The following is a 15563-nucleotide window of genomic DNA, read 5'->3' on the forward strand; positions in this document are numbered from 1 at the left end:
AGCGGAGGTGCCCCGCCGGCTCCCCAACCGGCGGGTCCCGTCAGCGGATCTGGTGGCTGCCCGGCGCGACCTGCATCGGCGTCGGGTCGACCACCTCGAACATCCCGACCGTCAGCGAGCGCAGGCCGGCGAGGTCGGCGTCCGACCAGCGGGTGTCGGGCTCGCCGGTGACCGCCAGGTTCGGACCGGAGTCGTTGATCACGACGCCGTGGTCCTTCATCGCCTGGGCCACGACCCGGGCCTGCGGCCCGAGACGTGAGATGTCCACGTCGGCCCGCAGGCGGAGCCAGGTGCCCATCGGCGGGGCCGCCGGATCGGACGACCGGCCGTCGGAGCCGTTGGCGGGCCAGACGCTCGGGCCCGAGCGGATGATCGGCGACGCCATCGACAGCACGTGGTCGACCCGGCCGGCGGCCACCTCGTCGTAGCGGACGAGGCCGGCCAGCATCGAGAGGCCGGACGCAGTCACCGTGCCCTGCGCCGGGATCGCGTTGCTGTTGAGGTCGAGCTTCACGACCTTGTCGGCGTACCAGCGGTTGAGCAGCGAGGCGTAGTAGTTCTCACCGGGAGGCTGCATGTTGATCGCCTCCCACGACGAGCAGGTCGCGGAGTCGATCACCATCAGGTGCTTGTCCCATGCCCGACCCGGCCAGCCCTCGAAGCGGGGCGTCTCGGGCCACGGCACGTCGGCGGTCTCGGACGTCGAGGAGTAGAGGTTCGACACCAGGACGTCGTGGTGCGCCGAGGTCCGGGAGTCGACCACGTTGGTCGGGAGGCCGAGCCGCGACCCCTGCCAGACCAAGGAGCTGAACCCGGCCATCAGCGTGGCGTTCGGGCCCATCGCCTGGATGGTGGCCGCCGAGCCGGAGCGGACGGGGAGCCCCGTGACCGTCGCGTGGAACGCGTGGTCGGTCGGGAAGACCGGGCACCCGCCCACGCCGAGGCGGGCGCCGGGCGTGATGTAGGAGTCGGGCGCCGGCCTCGGGCTCATCGAGGCCCCGCTGCCGGGACGGGCGACCGTCGGCGACTCGGACTGGCTCGACGACGGCGCGCAGGCCGCCAGCACGGCGGCGGCGCAGGCGACGAGCGCGGCGACGCGCAGCGAGCGGACGTTTGAGGTCGTGCGGTGGTGGGTAGGGAGGCCCCGGTTGGTACGCATGATGCCTTCGGTATCGGAGGTGGATGCAACAGCCTTGAGCCCGGTTCGGGCCGCGTCAGCGCGCGCCCCGGGTGGATTCGCGCTCACTGCGTGGCTGACGGCACATCCGGTGACCCCACCTAGACTCCGGGCGTGCTCGGGGACATCGTACGCGAGGCCGGCACCCGGTTCGGGTCACGGGACGCACTCGTCACCCCCTCCGACACCGTCAGCTACGAGGACCTGGACCGGAGCGCGGACCGGCTGGCCGCCGGACTGGCCGGCCGGGGCATCCGCACCGGCGACGTGATCGCCACGGTGCTGCCGTCCTGCGCCGAGTGGCTCGTGCTGGCCGTGGCGGCCGACCGAGTCGGCGCGATCCTCGCCCCGGTCAGCCCCAAGCTCGCCGCGCCCGAGCGGGCCGAGCTCGTGGCGCTGATCGCCCCGCGACTGGTCGTGGCGGACCGGGCCGGCGTCGAGGGGTTGCCGCTGCGGACCGAGGTCGCGGTGCTCGAGCCGGGTGACCGTGGCGAACCGCTCTGGGGCGGCGCCGACCTGCCGCCGCGCCCCGCCGCCTCCGACGACCGCGTGACCACGATCTGCTTCACGTCCGGCACGACGGGTCGCGCCAAGGGCGCCGTGTTCACCGTCGCCCACCAGCGGGCCGTGCAGGCGCTCGACCTCGGGCCCGAGGCCGAGGCGACGTGGGGCGGCGGATCGTCGATGCTCGCCTCGACGCAGCTCGCCCACGTCGGCATGGCCCTCAAGCTGCCGTGGTACCTGCGGACCGGCGCGACCCTGCGCGTGCTCGACCCCTGGCGGGCCGACGACGCCCTGCGCCTGGTCGCCGAGCACCGCATGCCGACGATCGGGGTCGTGGCGCCGCAGCTCGCGCTCATGCTGCGGTCACCGCTCGTGGACGAGCTCGACCTGAGCTCGGTCGCCGCGATCATCGCCGGCGGTGCGGCGTCGCCCCCCGCCCTGGTCCGCGAAGCACGGGAGCGCTTCGGCGCGGCCTACTCGATCCGGTACTCGTCGACGGAGTCGGGCGGCGTCGGGCTGGGCACCGCGTTCGACGCGCCCGACGACGAGGCGCTGCACACGATCGGTCGGCCCCGCGCCGGCATCGAGGCCCGGGTCGCCGACGAGGACGACGCGCCGCTCCCCGACGGCGCCACCGGGGAGCTCCAGATCCGCTCCCCCGCCGTGATGGCCGGCTACTGGGACGACCCCGACGCGACGGCGGCGGCGCTGACCCACGACCGGTGGCTCCGCACCGGCGACCTGGCCCAGCGGCGCGACGACGGCTGCTACGTGCTCGCCGGCCGCCGCACCGACATGTACATCCGCGGCGGCTACAACGTCTTCCCCGAGGAGGTCGAGGCCGCGCTGTCGGACCACCCTGCGGTGGCGGCGCTGGCGATCAGCCCCCGGCCCGACGACGTGATGGGCGAGGTCGGCGTGGCCGTCGTCGTCGCCCGCGACCCCGAGGCGCCGCCGTCGCTGGAAGGGCTCCGGGCCCACGGCGAGGCCCGCCTGGCCCGGCACAAGCTGCCCGAGGACGTGGTCGTCGTGGACCGCCTCCCGCTCACCACGGTCTCGAAGCTCGACCGCGGGGCGCTGGCCACGCTCGTGCGCGACGCTCGGGACGGGAGGTCACGATGACCGACGACGTGTTCCCCGACCGCAACATGGACCACCTGGACAAGCTGTCCTGGGTGATCGAGGACCAGGGCTGGGTCGCGGTGCCGGTCGACGCCCAGGAGGGCCCGCCGCCCCGGGCCGGCTACACCTACACGATCGGGTTCACCACCACGTTCGGGCGGCCCGAGGTCGCGATCTTCGGGCTCCGGGCCGTCGCGGCCCGGGGCCTGCTCGGCCTGATCGCCGACCAGCACGCGGGCGGGGTCGAGCTGCCGGTCGACGCCGTGTTCATCGGGCTGCTCGAGAACGACCTCCCCTGCGCCCTGCTCCCGGTCGACCTGGCCGAGCACGGCGAGCTCTTCCCCGACGCCACGGCCCTCCTCGACCGCACCGGCGAGTCGTGGGAGGTCCTCCAGTTCGTGTGGCCCGACCGCAACGGCCGGTTCCCCTGGGACGAGGGCTACGACGAACGGCTCCGCGTGGCCCAGCCGATCGTCGGCGCCACGGGGGCGTGAAGCTTCAGGACCCCGGCCCGACGGCCGATGGGAAGCGGTGACCGCCGCGCTCCTGCTCCTCACCGCGATCGTCGGCATCGCCGTCGGTTGGCAGCTGACGGTCCCCGTCCACCGCTACAAGGAGCTCCGGCCCCTGACGCCCCGGGACGTGGCCGCCGAGGTCGGCACCGCCGACCACCCCGCCCCCGTGATCCGGGCCGAGTACCGCGAGGCCCGGTGCCCGCACTGCCACCACGTCTTCCGCGCCGCCGACGTCGTGCCGGTCGTGAGCTGGTCCCGGGGCTGCCCGTCATGCGGGACGTCGCTCGCCGCGACGGTGCCCATGCTGCAGCTGTTCGTCCCGGTGGCCATGGTCCTCACCGTGGCCACGCTCAACGCCAGCTGGATCGCGCTCCCCTACCTGTGGCTCGTCGTCGTCCTCGCCGCCGTCGCGTTCATCGACCTGCGCATCTGGCTGATCCCGTGGTGGATGCCGTGGGTCGGCGCCGGCGTCGGGTTCGTCCTGATCTGCGCGATGTCGTTCGTGATCGGGGAGCCCGCCTCGATCGTGTCCGCGCTGATCGGCGGGGTCGGCTGCTTCGTCCTCTTCTTCCTGCTGTGGATGGTCGCCCCCGGCAAGCTCGGGTTCGGCGACGTCCGGCTGATGTTCCTCCTCGGGCTGTTCCTCGGCTGGATCAGCATCCTGCTGCCGATCTACGGCCTGCTGTTCGGCAGCCTCATCGGCCTGGTCATGGGGTTCGCGTCGCTGATCGCGGACAAGGGCACTCGGTTCCCGTTCGGGCCGGCGCTCGCGCTCGGCGGCCTGCTGGCGGTCTGGCTCTACCAGCCGGTCATCAGCGGCATGCTGGGCTGAGCCCGGCCGCTCAGGCCGCTCAGGCCGGTCTTCCGCTCCCGGCCGCTCAGGCCGGTCTTCCGCTCCCGGCCGCTCAGGCTGGCTGGTACAACCCGCGGAGCACCGGGACGAGCTCGGCCATCGAGCGGTCCAGGCACTGCATGCTGAGGTGGACGCCGTCGCCCGCGAAGCAGTGGACGGTCTTGCCGTCGGGGAACGTGACGTACTCGGCGAAGCTCCCCGACGGACCGGCCACCACCGCGGCCAGGTCGAAGTAGGTCACCCACGGCCGGCTCGCCGCCTCCTCCTGGATGATCTGGTTCACCTGTTGGAGCGTGCCGTTGATCTTGGCGTCGCCGACCTTCGGCTGACCGACCCACAGCACCCGGCGCGAGCCCTCGTGCGCGAGGTCCATGATCCCGGCCACCTGGCGGCGGTACGCCTCGGCCCACTCCGGGGTCCCGTAGCGGGCGATGACCGTGCCGTCGGGAGCGAGCACGGCCTGCGTGTCGTTCGCACCGACCATGAACAGCAGCACGTCGGGCTGCAGCGTCTCGAGCAGCTCCTTCGTGCGGGCGCCCCAGTTGAAGTAGTCGGACCGCGTCAGGCCGGTGGCCACCTTGCCCTGGACGTCGACCGCCAGCGTCGGGTCGTCGTCCACCGCCACCTTGAGCCGGTCGCCCACGCCGATCGCGGTCGAGTCGCCGGCGATCACCACGTTCAGGGGGGCCTCGGCGGTCGGCACCCGCAGGGGCGGCAGGGTCGTGGTCGTCGCCGACGGCACGGTCGTCGGCACGGGGAACTCGAAGTCCTCGTCGGCCTGGGTGCGGCCGAGCTCCTCGGCCGCCCAGTCGTAGGGCCGGTTCAGCGAGAGCAGGTTGACGACCCGGTCGAGCCCGCCCGTCACCCCCAGCGCGACGTCGCGCTGCCAGCCGAGCGGCATGCCCTCGGCCGACTCGCGGAGCCCACCCGAGCCGAGGACCGCGAAGACGGCGAGGGCCAGCAGCGTCGACTTCCACGCCGCCGTGGCCGACATCGTGTTGCGGACGCGGCGGGCCGGCCGCCGGGGCGCGCCGGGTCCGCTCGGGGACCCGCTCTGGCGGCGGTGCTGGGTCGGCTCGGTCTGCATGTCGTCGTCGGTCACGGGTGGCGGGTGGACGGATCCTCGGTGTGGCTCAGAAGGCGAAGTAGATGAACGGCGCGACCCCGACGGGGCCGAGCAGGTTGGCGATCACCAGGAAGAGGCCGACGCCCACGCCGAGGACCGCAGGCGGCAGCTTCGACGCCCGGTACTCGAGCGCATCGCCGAGCTGCCGGGGCACGAACTGGCCGACCATGCCCGCCCCGATCGTCAGGAGCACGAGCGGCGTGACGAGGTCGCCCACGCCCCAGCGCGTGACGATGCCGGTGAGGTAGTCGATGGCGGTCGGCAGGTCGACGGCGCGGAAGAACACCCACCCCACGGTCACGAAGGCGAACACCGCGAGGCGCGACAGCCAGACGTTCGGCTCGCGCCGGGCCACCTCGGGCCGGGCCATCACCCGCGTCGACCCGTCGTCGGGACCTCGCTCCTCGGGCGCGTCGGGATCTCGGATGTCGATCGCGCCGCGGCGCCACGGACGGGGCGGCCGCTCGCGCCACTTGCGCTCCAGCACCAGACCGAAGCCGTGGTAGAAGCCCCAGATCACGAAGGTCCAGTTGGCGCCGTGCCACAGGCCGCCGATCGCCATCGTGAGCACGAGGTTCCGCGACTCGGCGCGCTCGCCGCCGCGGTTGCCGCCGAGCGGGATGTACACGTAGTCGCGGAGCCACCGCGACAGGGTCATGTGCCAGCGGCGCCAGAAGTCCTGGATCGAGGTCGCCGAGTAGGGCTGGTCGAAGTTGTCCGGGAACCGGATGCCCATGAGCATCGCGATGCCGATCGCCATGTCGGTGTAGCCGGAGAAGTCGGCGTAGATCTGCACCGCGTAGGCGACGGCCGCGGCGACGAGCTCGCCGTTGGGCGACTGGCCCGGGGATGCGAAGACGGGGTCGACGATCGCGGTCGCGAGGTAGTTGGCGATCACGACCTTCTTGAACATGCCGCGGCAGATCAGGCGGGCGGCCCGGACCGCGTCGACGCTGTCGCGGTTGCGGCGACGGCGCAGCTGCGGCTCGAACTCCGACACCCGCACGATCGGACCGGCCACGAGGTGCGGGAAGAACGACAGGTAGACCGCGAAGTCGAGGAACGGGATCGGCTCCTGGTCCTGCCGGTAGACGTCCACGACGTAGCTGATGGCGCAGAACGTGAAGAACGAGATGCCGACCGGCAGGCCGACCTTGATGAGCAGGGCGGTGGGCGCGAGGCCGAGCGGCTCGAGCACCTGCAGCAGCGAGTCGACGAAGAACCCGTAGTACTTGAAGAACCCCAGCACGACGAGGTTCACGACGATGCCGAGCACCATCGCAGCGCGGGCGCTGCGGTCGGTGCGGGCCCGCGACACGAGCTGCACGACGAGGTGGTTGGCGATCGTCGAGCCGGCGAGCAACAGGCAGAACCGGGCGTCCCACCAGCCGTAGAAGACGTAGCTGGCCGCCAGGACGAAGAGGCGCCACTGCAGCGGTCGGTCCGAGAGCCGCCAGCTGACCCCGAGGACGACGACGAAGAAGATCGCGAACGTCATCGTCGGGAAGAGCACCGCACCATTGAAGCCGCGGGCTGCGGGGAGGAGCCGCATCCCGGCGCTCCGGGCCCCTCGGGGACCCGGAGGTGATTTCCTACCCCGAGTAGGACTAATGTCACAGGAGGCGGTCGGTGCTGGGGTGCCGACGAACGATCGTCGACGTCGACGTCCGGGGGGACGACGTGCACTACCGGGGGAACCGGCGAGCGGATGGCGGTCCGTCGGAGCGGGCGACGGGGCGTGGGAGGCGCACTGCGGTGCTGCGCGCCTGCTTCCTCGCGACCGCCGTCGTCGCCTTCGCCTCGTCCATCGGCGGCGCCTCCTCCGACGGCTTCCACACGGGCGACGCCCAGGCCAGCGCCGACACGTTCTCGCTGAACCTGAAGGCGGCGAACGCCACGATCGGGTTCACCTACGGCCGCTCGCTCGCCGGGTACCAGGACCGCACCGGGACCTCCGAGGCCCGGGCGCTCGACCTCGGCGTGCTCCCCGTCCTCTTCGCAGGCGAGCAGTGCGACGGCACACCCGGGCTGCTGAACGCCGACACGCTGCCGAAGCTCACCCGGGCGGACTCGTCGGAAGAGGGCGCAGCCGCGTCACGACGGCTCCAGGCGTTCCAGCCGGGGATCGGCGGCGCACCGGCCGGGCCGTCGGCGGGGTTCCAGGACGCGACCGCCACGCCGCTGCCGTCGTCGTGGGCGGGCACGGAGTCGGCGCCCGCCGACATCGGGCTCATCGCGATCGACGGCGGCCGCACCGAGGTCACGACCCAGCTGAAGGACCAGGTCCGCGAGGCGCACGCCGTGTCGACCGCGGAGCAGCTCCGGGTGCTGGGCGGCCTTTTCACGTTCAACAAGCCCCGGTGGGAGGCGACGGCCCAGTCCGGTGCCCGCAGCTCCGCGACCGGGTCGTTCTCGTTCGCCAGCGCCACCGTGCTCGGCATCCCCCGGTCACCGGCCGACGCGCTGGCCGACCTCGAGGGCTTCAAGGCCGGGCTGGAGCAGTTGCTCGCGCCCCTCGGCGTCGTGCTCGACCTGCCGAAGGTCGAGGTGCGCGACGACGGGGTCAAGGTCACGCCGATGGGCTTCCGGATCGTCGACCCGCCCTTCGGCTCGCAGGTGGTGCTGCCGTTCCTCGGCCAGATCGACACCCAGGTGGCGCAGTGGCGCGAGGACCTGCTCGCGCGGGACTGCAAGAACGCCACCGTGCTGACCGTCGTCGACGTGCTGCTCGGCGTGCTGGGCGGCTCGGGCTCGGTCGAGGCGCTCGCCGGCGGCGTCGACGTCTCGACCCACGACACCGACTACTCGATCCCCCCGATCGAGACGCTGCCCGAGTCGGCCGCGGTGACCGACACGCTGCCGCTGACCGACCTGGGGGTCGACGACCTGTCCTCGGGCTACTCCGACCTGGGCGCCGGCGACCTCGACGCCTCGTACGACACCGGTGCGCCGCTCGACCTCTCCACGGACCTCGGGTCCGTGCCGGTCACGCCGTCGGTGGCCGGCGCTCGCGAGGAGGCGGTCCTGCCGACCGCGTCGCTCGGCGGCATGGAGGAGGGCACGGCCGGCAAGGCGGGGGTGGCGGTCGGGACGATCGCGCTGCTCGGCGCGCTCGGTCTGTCGCTCGGCGACCGGCTGGTGGGCCGGCGCGCCAGGAGGATGATCCCGTGACGGCCACGGCACGCGCGACCGGACCGGCGACGCGGACGGGACCGACGGTCGGAACTGGTTCGACGGTGGGGACGGACGAGCGCAGGCGAGGGGGCGGAGGACATGGCTGACGGAGCACGCGACCGGCTGTTCAGGGGCTACGGCCCGCTGATCGGCTTCGCGGCGATCTTCCTGGCGGTGGCGGTGCTCGTGCCCAGCCAGCAGCGCGAGGTGCGGGTGGAGTCCGCCGGCAGCTCGTCGGACGACTCGAGCGTCAGCACCGACGACGCCGCGGTCGCCGGCGCGACCGAGACGGTCCCGGGCGCCGACGCCGCGACGGGCGCGGTCGACCCGTCGGCCGCCGGCGCTGGCGGCGCGGGGGCGGGCGCAGGCGGGGGCAAGGCGCGCGGCGGCTCGACCACCGGCCCGGCCAAGGTCGCGGGCTGCGGCGCCGCTCAGATCCCCGGCGACCCCTACTCTCCGCCGTGCGTGCAGTTCTCCGGGAGCAACGGCGGGGCGACCAGCCGCGGCGTGACCGCCGACAAGGTCGTGGTGTCGGTGCGCATCGGCAGCTTCGCCAACGGCATGCTCGACGCCGTCTCGAAGGTGGCCAACGCCAAGATCCCCAACGAGAGCCCGGCGGTGATCACCAAGACGGTCAGCGGGCTCGTCGACTACTTCAACAAGCGGTTCCAGTTCTACGGGCGCAAGCTCGAGGTCGTGCAGTGGGACGGCAAGGGCGACGTCCTGAAGGAGACGACCGGCGGCGGGCAGGAGGGCGCGCAGGCCGATGCGCTCAAGGTGTCGCAGGAGCTGAAGGCCTTCGCCGACATCTCCGCCGTGTCGCCGGTGTACGCCGACGCGCTGGCCTCGAAGCAGGTCATCAACATCGGCGTCCCGTACACGTCCCGTGAGTGGATGAACCAGCGCCGGCCCTGGTCGTGGAGCCAGTTCACGGACTGCTCGACGGTGGTCGAGAGCGTGTCGAGCTACTACGCCACGAAGCTGGCCGGCCAGCCCGCTGCGCTGGCGGGCGGCGACCTCAAGGGCAAGCCGCGGCGGGCGATGATCATCGCCCCCGAGAACTCCTGGTACCAGGAGTGCGTGCGGGCGGGCATCTCGCTCCTGCAGAAGGCGGGCAAGGCCGGCGACCTCGTCGACTCGTTGAAGTACCAGATCGACATCCCGCGCATGTCGGACCAGGCCGGCTCGCTCATCCAGAAGCTGAAGGCCGAGAACGTCACGACGGTCGTGTGCGGCTGCGACCCGCTGATCCTCACGTTCCTCACCGCCAAGGCGAAGGAGCAGGGCTACCAGCCCGAGTGGGTGGTCACCGGCGTCGCCCTCGTCGACAACGACATGATCGGGCAGATCCTCCAGCAGGACCAGTGGGCCCGGTCGTTCGGGATCAGCTTCGCCGGGGCGCCGCAGCCCGCCGGCCAGGGCCTCGGCTACCGGGCCTACAAGTCGGTGCGGCCCGACGAGCCCTCGGTCGGCGTGGAGCTCATCTACAACCAGCTGTACCTGCTGGCGATCGGCATCCAGGGCGCCGGGCCGAACCTCACCCCGCAGTCGTTCGAGAAGGCGATGTTCGACTACCCGAAGCGCACCGGCCCGTACGGGACGTGGGGCTTCGGACCGAACGACTACACCACGACCGACGACGCCCACGAGGTGTTCTGGAACCCGGCGGCCCCGTCGGTGCAGACGCGCTCGCCGGGCACGTACCAGGACCCGAACGGCGGCGCCCGCTACCCCATCGGCAAGTGGCCGGCCACGCCGCCCCGGTCGGCCGCCGGATGACCACCCACCCCGGCTCCCTGCCGGAGCACCAGCACGAGCTCGTGGTCGACCCCGACCGGCCCCGCGCCGCGCCGGTCACCGAGGTCGACCCGGAGCTGGTCGACCCGCCGCTCGTCGGCGACGGCGCGACCGACCCCGCCGCCGGCGGCGCCCCGCCCGACGAGCCCTGGTACGACCACGGTGACGACGGTGGCGGCGGTGAGCCGATCCGCCCGGCCCGCCGCACCTACGGCTCGCTGCCGCTCGCCGCGCGCCTCGCCGCCTGGGTCGGTGGGCTGGCGCTCCTGTGGCTGCTGCTCGGCGCCGTGCTGCCGTCGGGGGCGCCGCTCGGCGTGGTGCTGTCGGGCGCCATCATCGGGTCGGCCACCGGCCTGACCGCCGTCGGCCTCATCCTGATCTGGCGGGCCAACCGGGTCATCAACTTCGCGAACGGCGCCATGGCCGGCGTCGCCGGCCTGACCGCCGTCCACCTGTTCGTGTCCTGGGGCTGGCCGTACTGGACGACGCTGATCACGGCCCCGCTGCTCGGCCTGGTCGTCGGCGCGCTGGTCGAGGTGCTGATCATCCGCCGCTTCACGAACGCCCCGCGGCTCGTGCTGACGGTGGCGACGATCGGCCTCGCGCAGCTCCTCGGCGGCATCGAGCTCCTGATCCCGTCCCGGGTGTTCGACGCACCCGGGATGGTGCTCGGGGCCTTCGAGACGCCGCTCAACACCGTCGAGTTCGAGGTCGGGGCCGTCCTCATCAACGGCAACCACCTGCTCACGCTCGCCGTGGTGCCCGTCGTCGTGGCGGTCCTCGCCTGGTTCCTCCGGCGGTCGCTCGCCGGCACCGCCATCCGCGCCGCGTCCGAGAACACCGACCGGGCCCGCCTCCTGGGCGTGCCCGTGCGCAACCTCACGACCGCCGTGTGGGCGATCGCCGGGGCGCTCGCCGCCCTCACCTTCGTGCTGCAGGCCCCGTTCCAGGGCGCGGCGCCCTCCGCCGCCGCCGGCCCGGCGATCCTGCTGCCGGCGCTGGCCGCGGCGATCGTGGCCCGGATGGAGTCGCTGCCCGTCGCGTTCGGCGCCGCCATCGGCCTCGGCGTGATGCAGCAGCTCGTCCGATGGAACACCGACACGCCGTCGCTGGTCGACGTCGCGATCCTGGTGGTGATCCTCGTGGCGCTGCTGGTCGGCGAGCGCAACCGCTCCCGGGCCCACGACGCCGACGGCGGCTGGCGCAACGCGGACCTGATCCGGAGCCTGGCGCCGGCGGTGGCCGCGCTCCCGGTCGTCCGGTGGGCCAAGCGGGCCGGCGTGGTGCTGCTCGTGCTCGGAGCCGTCCTGCTGCCGCTACGGCTCGGCCCGTCCGACGCCTTCTCGATGTCGATCATGGCGGTGTGGGCGATCGTCGCCGTCTCGCTGGTCGTCCTCACCGGCTGGGCGGGCCAGATCAGCCTCGGCCAGTTCGCCATCGTCGGCGCCGGCGCGATCGTCGCCGGCAACATGGTCTCGCGCTGGAACATCGACCTGTTCCTCGTGCTGGCCGTCGCCACCGCCACCGGTGCGCTCGTCGCCGTGCTGCTCGGCGTGCCTGCGCTCCGCATCAAGGGGCCGTTCCTCGCGGTCGTCACGCTGGCCTTCGCCGTGGTGCTCGACGGCTACGTGCTCAACCCCAACGTGTTCCCCGAGCTCATCCCGCAGACGGTGACCCGGCCGCTCCTGTGGGGCCGGGTCGACCTCGAGGACGAGCGATCCATGCTGTGGTTCACGCTGGCGTGCCTGGCGGTGTGCATCCTCGTCGCCCGCAGCGTCCGCCGGTCGCGCTCCGGGCGGCTGCTGATCGCGGCCCGGGACAACCGGAAGGCGACCGAGGCGGCGTCGGTGTCCGCCCGCTGGGCGACGCTCCAGGGCTTCATCTTCTCCGGCGCGCTCGCCGGGCTCGCCGGCGGCCTCCACGTGCTGCTGCTCCACGGCGCCCGCGAGGGCAGCTACCAGGTGGTGCAGAGCGTCGAGGTGTTCTCGGGCGCCACGATCGGTGGGCTCGGATCGCTGGGCGGCGCCATCGTCGGCGCCGCCGGGCTCCGGGGCGCGCAGGACCTCGACGCGACGATCCGCCTCGTCGGCGCCGGCGTCGGCGTGCTGGTCGTGCTGTGGGCGGTGCCGGCCGGCCTCGCCGGGCTGGCCGCCCGGCTGCGCGACCGCATCGTGCGGCCGATCGCCCGTCGCGCCGGGCTCGACCTCGAGGGACAACCCCTGGCGGACCCCGCCGCCGCCGACGCCCACGACGACTCCACCGGTGCTGCTGCGCAGGACCAGGAGGAACCGTCCGGAACCGCGCACCATCACGGCGGCGGGGAGCCGGAGCCGGTCCCGCCGCCGTTCCTCGGCACCGTGGACCGCCCGCTGTGGGACCGGCCCGAGCCGCTGCTACGGGCCGGCGACGTCGACGTGAGCTACGGGCAGCTGCAGGTGCTGTTCGGGGTCGACCTCGACGTCCACGACGGCGAGGTCGTCGCGCTGCTCGGCACCAACGGCGCCGGCAAGTCGACGCTGCTCAAGGCCGTCTGCGGCCTGTCGGGCTCGTCGGGCGACATCACGCTCGACGGCCGGCGCATCAGCGGTCGCTCGCCCGAGCAGATCGTGCGCGACGGCGTGGCCCTGATGCCGGGCGGCAAGGCCGTGTTCCCGACCCTGAGCGTGACCGACCACCTGCGGCTGGCGTGCTGGACGTTCCGCAAGGACGGCGACCGCATCGACGAGGACATGGCCGAGGTGCACCGGCTCTTCCCCATCCTCGAGGAGCGGCGCACCCAGCTCGCCGGTGACCTGTCCGGCGGCGAGCAGCAGCAGCTCGCGCTGGCGATGACGCTCCTGCTCCGACCACGCGTGCTGCTCATCGACGAGCTGTCGCTCGGCCTGTCACCGCTGATCGTCGCCGCCCTGTGCGACGTCGTGCGCACGCTCAACGAGGGCGGCATGACGATCGTCGTGGTCGAGCAGTCGGTCAACGTCGCGCTGACGCTCGCCGAGCGGGCGGTGTTCATGGAGAAGGGCACGGTGCGCTTCGAGGGCCCGACGCGCGAGCTGCTCGAGCGGCCCGACCTCCTCCGGTCGGTGTTCATCGAGGGCGCGGGCGCCGCCGAGGGCGCCGCCGACAGCCCGTCGGATCCGGCCGACGAGGTGCTCGCCGCGATCGACCTGACCGCCCTCGACGGGCCCGGGCCCCTCGGCGCCCCGGCGGACGCCGACGCCGAGGACGATCCGGCGGAGCGCCCGACCGTCCTGCGCTGCCGCGACGTCACCAAGCGGTTCGGCGGCGTGCAGGCGCTCAGCCACGTCGACCTGACCGTCCACGCCGGAGAGATCGTCGGCCTCATCGGCCAGAACGGCGCGGGCAAGACGACCCTCATGGACTGCGTGTCGGGGTTCCACCGCATCGACGCCGACGACCGCGACGGCGGCGAGATCGTGTTCCGCGGCGTGGACGTCACCGCCTGGACGCCGGCCGAGCGGGCCCGCAGTGGCATGGGCCGCACGTTCCAGGAGGCCCGGCTGTTCCCGTCGCTCACCGTGACCGAGACCCTGGCGGTGGCGTGCGAGCGCGGCGTCGGGAGCCGGTCGATGGTCGCCGACGCCACCCGCCAGCCGGCGTCGTACCTCGCCGAGGACGACACGATGGCGCGGGTCCGGGAGCTGACGAGGATGCTCGGGCTCGAGCGCTACGCCCACACGCCGACGTCGGTGCTGTCGACCGGCACTCGGCGGATCGTCGAGCTCGGCTGCCTGCTGGCCGAGGATCCGGTGCTGATGCTGCTCGACGAGCCGTCGGCCGGCGTGGCCCAGCGCGAGACCGAGGCGCTCGGCCCGCTCCTGCGGCGCATCCGCGACCACACGGGCGCGGCCATGCTCGTCATCGAGCACGACATGCCGCTCCTGTCCGGCCTGTGCGACCGGCTGGTCGCCATGGAGCTCGGTTCGGTGGTCGTCGACGGCGCGCCCGCCGAGGTGCTCGAGCACCCGGCGGTCGTGGCGTCCTACCTCGGCACCGACGCCGCCGCGATCAACCGCAGCGGCGCGGTGCTCGGCTGAGCCCGATCCGGGCCGATCAGTCCTCGTAGCGGAGGTGGACGAAGGCCTCCGGCGCGCACAGGTTCAGCGTGAAGCTCTCCTGCAGGTACAGCCGCACGACCTCGCTGTCGTGATCGGTGTACCCGATGGAGAAGTCCTGGCCGATGACGATCTCGGCGTCACCGCCCCGGAGGCTCATGACCACGGCGCCGTTGACGCCGGGGGCGAACACCACCGGGCCGCCCAGGATCAGGCGGAGGTGCTCGAGGACCGGGTAGCCGCCCATCTCGGACTGCTCGACGACGCCGGTGTAGCAGCGCGGGCCGAGGGCGATCGCGTACGGGCCGGTGACGCCCCCGAGCTTCAGGCGGGCGACGGCCTGGGCCACGAAGGACGGGTAGCGGTCGTAGTCGTCCTCGATGACCACCGGCTCGTTGGGCGTCTCGGCGACGATGCCCTCGATGCCTCCCGCGGAGAAGCCGTGGAAGATGGAGCGGTCCTCGGCGACCGCCGCGTCCCGGGCCGCGAGCCGGACGGCGTCGAGGTCGGCGTCGCAGGCGCCCCGGTCGATCGCGTCGAGCTCGGCGCGGGCCACCGCGAACGGGACCTTCAGCTCGACCATGGGCCGGACGTCACGGAGACGGGCGTCGACGTCACCGACGACCACGCCGACGTGGCGGGTGCGGCCGGTCGGCTCGGCGCTGTGCTTCCACCCCTTCGGGCCGGCCACGTCGAGCAGGCGCCGCCCGGCGAGCACCTCCTTCAGCGCACTCGTGGCCTCTTCGTCGATCTGGGCCCACGCGGCCTCGGTGATCGGGGCCTTCTCGCGCAGCAGGTGGTTCATCACGCTTCTCCCTTGAGGTCGCCGATGGCCAGGGAGCCCTCGGACGTCGTGGCGTCGTCGTCGTCACCGTCTCCGGATCCGCGGCCGTGCTCGGCCTCGTGCTCGATGGCCAGCACCGAGCCGGTGGTGAAGAGGTAGGTCCGCAGGTGCTTGTCGAGCACGGGGTCGTTGCGGCGCAACCACTCCAGGGTCATGGCGGCGTGCTCCTTCTCCTCGTCCCGGTTGTGGGCGAGGATGGCCGCGAGCTCGGGGTCGTCGGTCGCGTCGACCCGCTGGTCGTACCAGTCGATCGCCTCGAGCTCCTCCATGATCGACACGATCGCCCGGTGGCGGTTGATCGTGGACGGACGCAGCTTGTCCCTGTCCTCGTGGAGTTGCTCCGAGCTCATCGCCGTCCTTTCGTGCACGATCCGGGCG

11 protein-coding genes are annotated in these 15563 nt (G+C 73.0%); 6 read left to right on the top strand and 5 right to left on the bottom strand.

All coding sequences use genetic code 11. The annotated features are described in order from the left end of the window. Positions 1 to 40: 40 nt before the first annotated feature. Positions 41 to 1159, bottom strand: a complete 1119-nt coding sequence (locus LH044_RS09945) for a hypothetical protein (protein ID WP_227759876.1) — start codon at positions 1157 to 1159, stop codon at positions 41 to 43. 132 nt (positions 1160 to 1291) lie between these two features. Between LH044_RS09945 and LH044_RS09950 the strand changes: the two genes are divergently transcribed. Genes LH044_RS09950 through LH044_RS09960 form a run of 3 tightly spaced genes read left to right on the top strand, consistent with a single transcriptional unit; the run spans position 1292 to position 4150 of the window. After that, positions 1292 to 2803 carry a class I adenylate-forming enzyme family protein gene (locus LH044_RS09950; protein ID WP_227759877.1) on the top strand — a complete coding sequence of 504 codons (1512 nt, stop codon included), beginning with the start codon at positions 1292 to 1294 and terminating at the stop codon, positions 2801 to 2803. Next, a complete protein-coding gene (locus LH044_RS09955; protein ID WP_227759878.1) occupies positions 2800 to 3297 on the top strand; it encodes a DUF4262 domain-containing protein in 498 nt (165 codons plus the stop codon). The genes LH044_RS09950 and LH044_RS09955 overlap by 4 nt, the downstream gene beginning before the upstream one ends. A 37-nt stretch (positions 3298 to 3334) precedes the next feature. Further along, complete coding sequence (locus LH044_RS09960) at positions 3335 to 4150, top strand: prepilin peptidase (RefSeq protein ID WP_227759879.1); 816 nt, start codon at positions 3335 to 3337, stop codon at positions 4148 to 4150. Between the two features lie 73 nt (positions 4151 to 4223). Here the strand turns inward: LH044_RS09960 and LH044_RS09965 are convergent, their stop codons facing one another. Next, positions 4224 to 5273: a DUF459 domain-containing protein gene (locus tag LH044_RS09965; protein WP_227759880.1), complete on the bottom strand. Its 1050-nt coding sequence runs from the start codon at positions 5271 to 5273 to the stop codon at positions 4224 to 4226. A gap of 31 nt (positions 5274 to 5304) precedes the next feature. After that, positions 5305 to 6849, bottom strand: coding sequence for an MBOAT family O-acyltransferase (locus LH044_RS09970; RefSeq protein ID WP_227759881.1), 1545 nt, complete (start codon positions 6847 to 6849; stop codon positions 5305 to 5307). Positions 6850 to 7052: 203 nt separating this feature from the next. Here LH044_RS09970 and LH044_RS09975 point away from each other — a divergent pair, with 203 nt between their 5' ends. The 3 genes from LH044_RS09975 to LH044_RS09985 all read left to right on the top strand — a co-directional run bounded on the left by LH044_RS09975 (position 7053) and on the right by LH044_RS09985 (position 14323). Beyond that, positions 7053 to 8468 carry a choice-of-anchor P family protein gene (locus tag LH044_RS09975; protein WP_227759882.1) on the top strand — a complete coding sequence of 472 codons (1416 nt, stop codon included), beginning with the start codon at positions 7053 to 7055 and terminating at the stop codon, positions 8466 to 8468. 102 nt (positions 8469 to 8570) lie between these two features. Next, positions 8571 to 10250: a type 1 periplasmic-binding domain-containing protein gene (locus LH044_RS09980; RefSeq protein WP_227759883.1), complete on the top strand. Its 1680-nt coding sequence runs from the start codon at positions 8571 to 8573 to the stop codon at positions 10248 to 10250. Then, positions 10214 to 14323 carry an ATP-binding cassette domain-containing protein gene (locus LH044_RS09985; protein ID WP_227759884.1) on the top strand — a complete coding sequence of 1370 codons (4110 nt, stop codon included), beginning with the start codon at positions 10214 to 10216 and terminating at the stop codon, positions 14321 to 14323. The genes LH044_RS09980 and LH044_RS09985 overlap by 37 nt, the downstream gene beginning before the upstream one ends. Before the next feature lie 16 nt (positions 14324 to 14339). Here LH044_RS09985 and LH044_RS09990 read toward each other — a convergent pair whose 3' ends face one another. Next, positions 14340 to 15146 (bottom strand): family 1 encapsulin nanocompartment shell protein, encoded by an 807-nt coding sequence (locus LH044_RS09990; RefSeq protein ID WP_227759885.1) that lies wholly within the window; start codon positions 15144 to 15146, stop codon positions 14340 to 14342. Beyond that, positions 15146 to 15535: an encapsulin-associated ferritin-like protein gene (locus tag LH044_RS09995; RefSeq protein WP_227759886.1), complete on the bottom strand. Its 390-nt coding sequence runs from the start codon at positions 15533 to 15535 to the stop codon at positions 15146 to 15148. The genes LH044_RS09990 and LH044_RS09995 overlap by 1 nt, the downstream gene beginning before the upstream one ends. Positions 15536 to 15563: the final 28 nt, after the last annotated feature.

This window comes from Dermatobacter hominis (assembly GCF_020715685.1).
GTDB classification, from domain to species: Bacteria; Actinomycetota; Acidimicrobiia; order Acidimicrobiales; family Microtrichaceae; genus Dermatobacter; species Dermatobacter hominis.

Excerpts from the sequence above, each read along its gene's own strand:
- LH044_RS09945 (WP_227759876.1), bottom strand. The coding sequence starts at position 1,159 with ATGCGTACCAACCGGGGCCTCCCTACCCACCACCGCACGACCTCAAAC.
- LH044_RS09995 (WP_227759886.1), bottom strand. The coding sequence starts at position 15,535 with ATGAGCTCGGAGCAACTCCACGAGGACAGGGACAAGCTGCGTCCGTCC.
- LH044_RS09980 (WP_227759883.1), top strand. The coding sequence starts at position 8,571 with ATGGCTGACGGAGCACGCGACCGGCTGTTCAGGGGCTACGGCCCGCTG.
- LH044_RS09990 (WP_227759885.1), bottom strand. The coding sequence starts at position 15,146 with ATGAACCACCTGCTGCGCGAGAAGGCCCCGATCACCGAGGCCGCGTGG.
- LH044_RS09970 (WP_227759881.1), bottom strand. The coding sequence starts at position 6,849 with ATGCGGCTCCTCCCCGCAGCCCGCGGCTTCAATGGTGCGGTGCTCTTC.
- LH044_RS09955 (WP_227759878.1), top strand. The coding sequence starts at position 2,800 with ATGACCGACGACGTGTTCCCCGACCGCAACATGGACCACCTGGACAAG.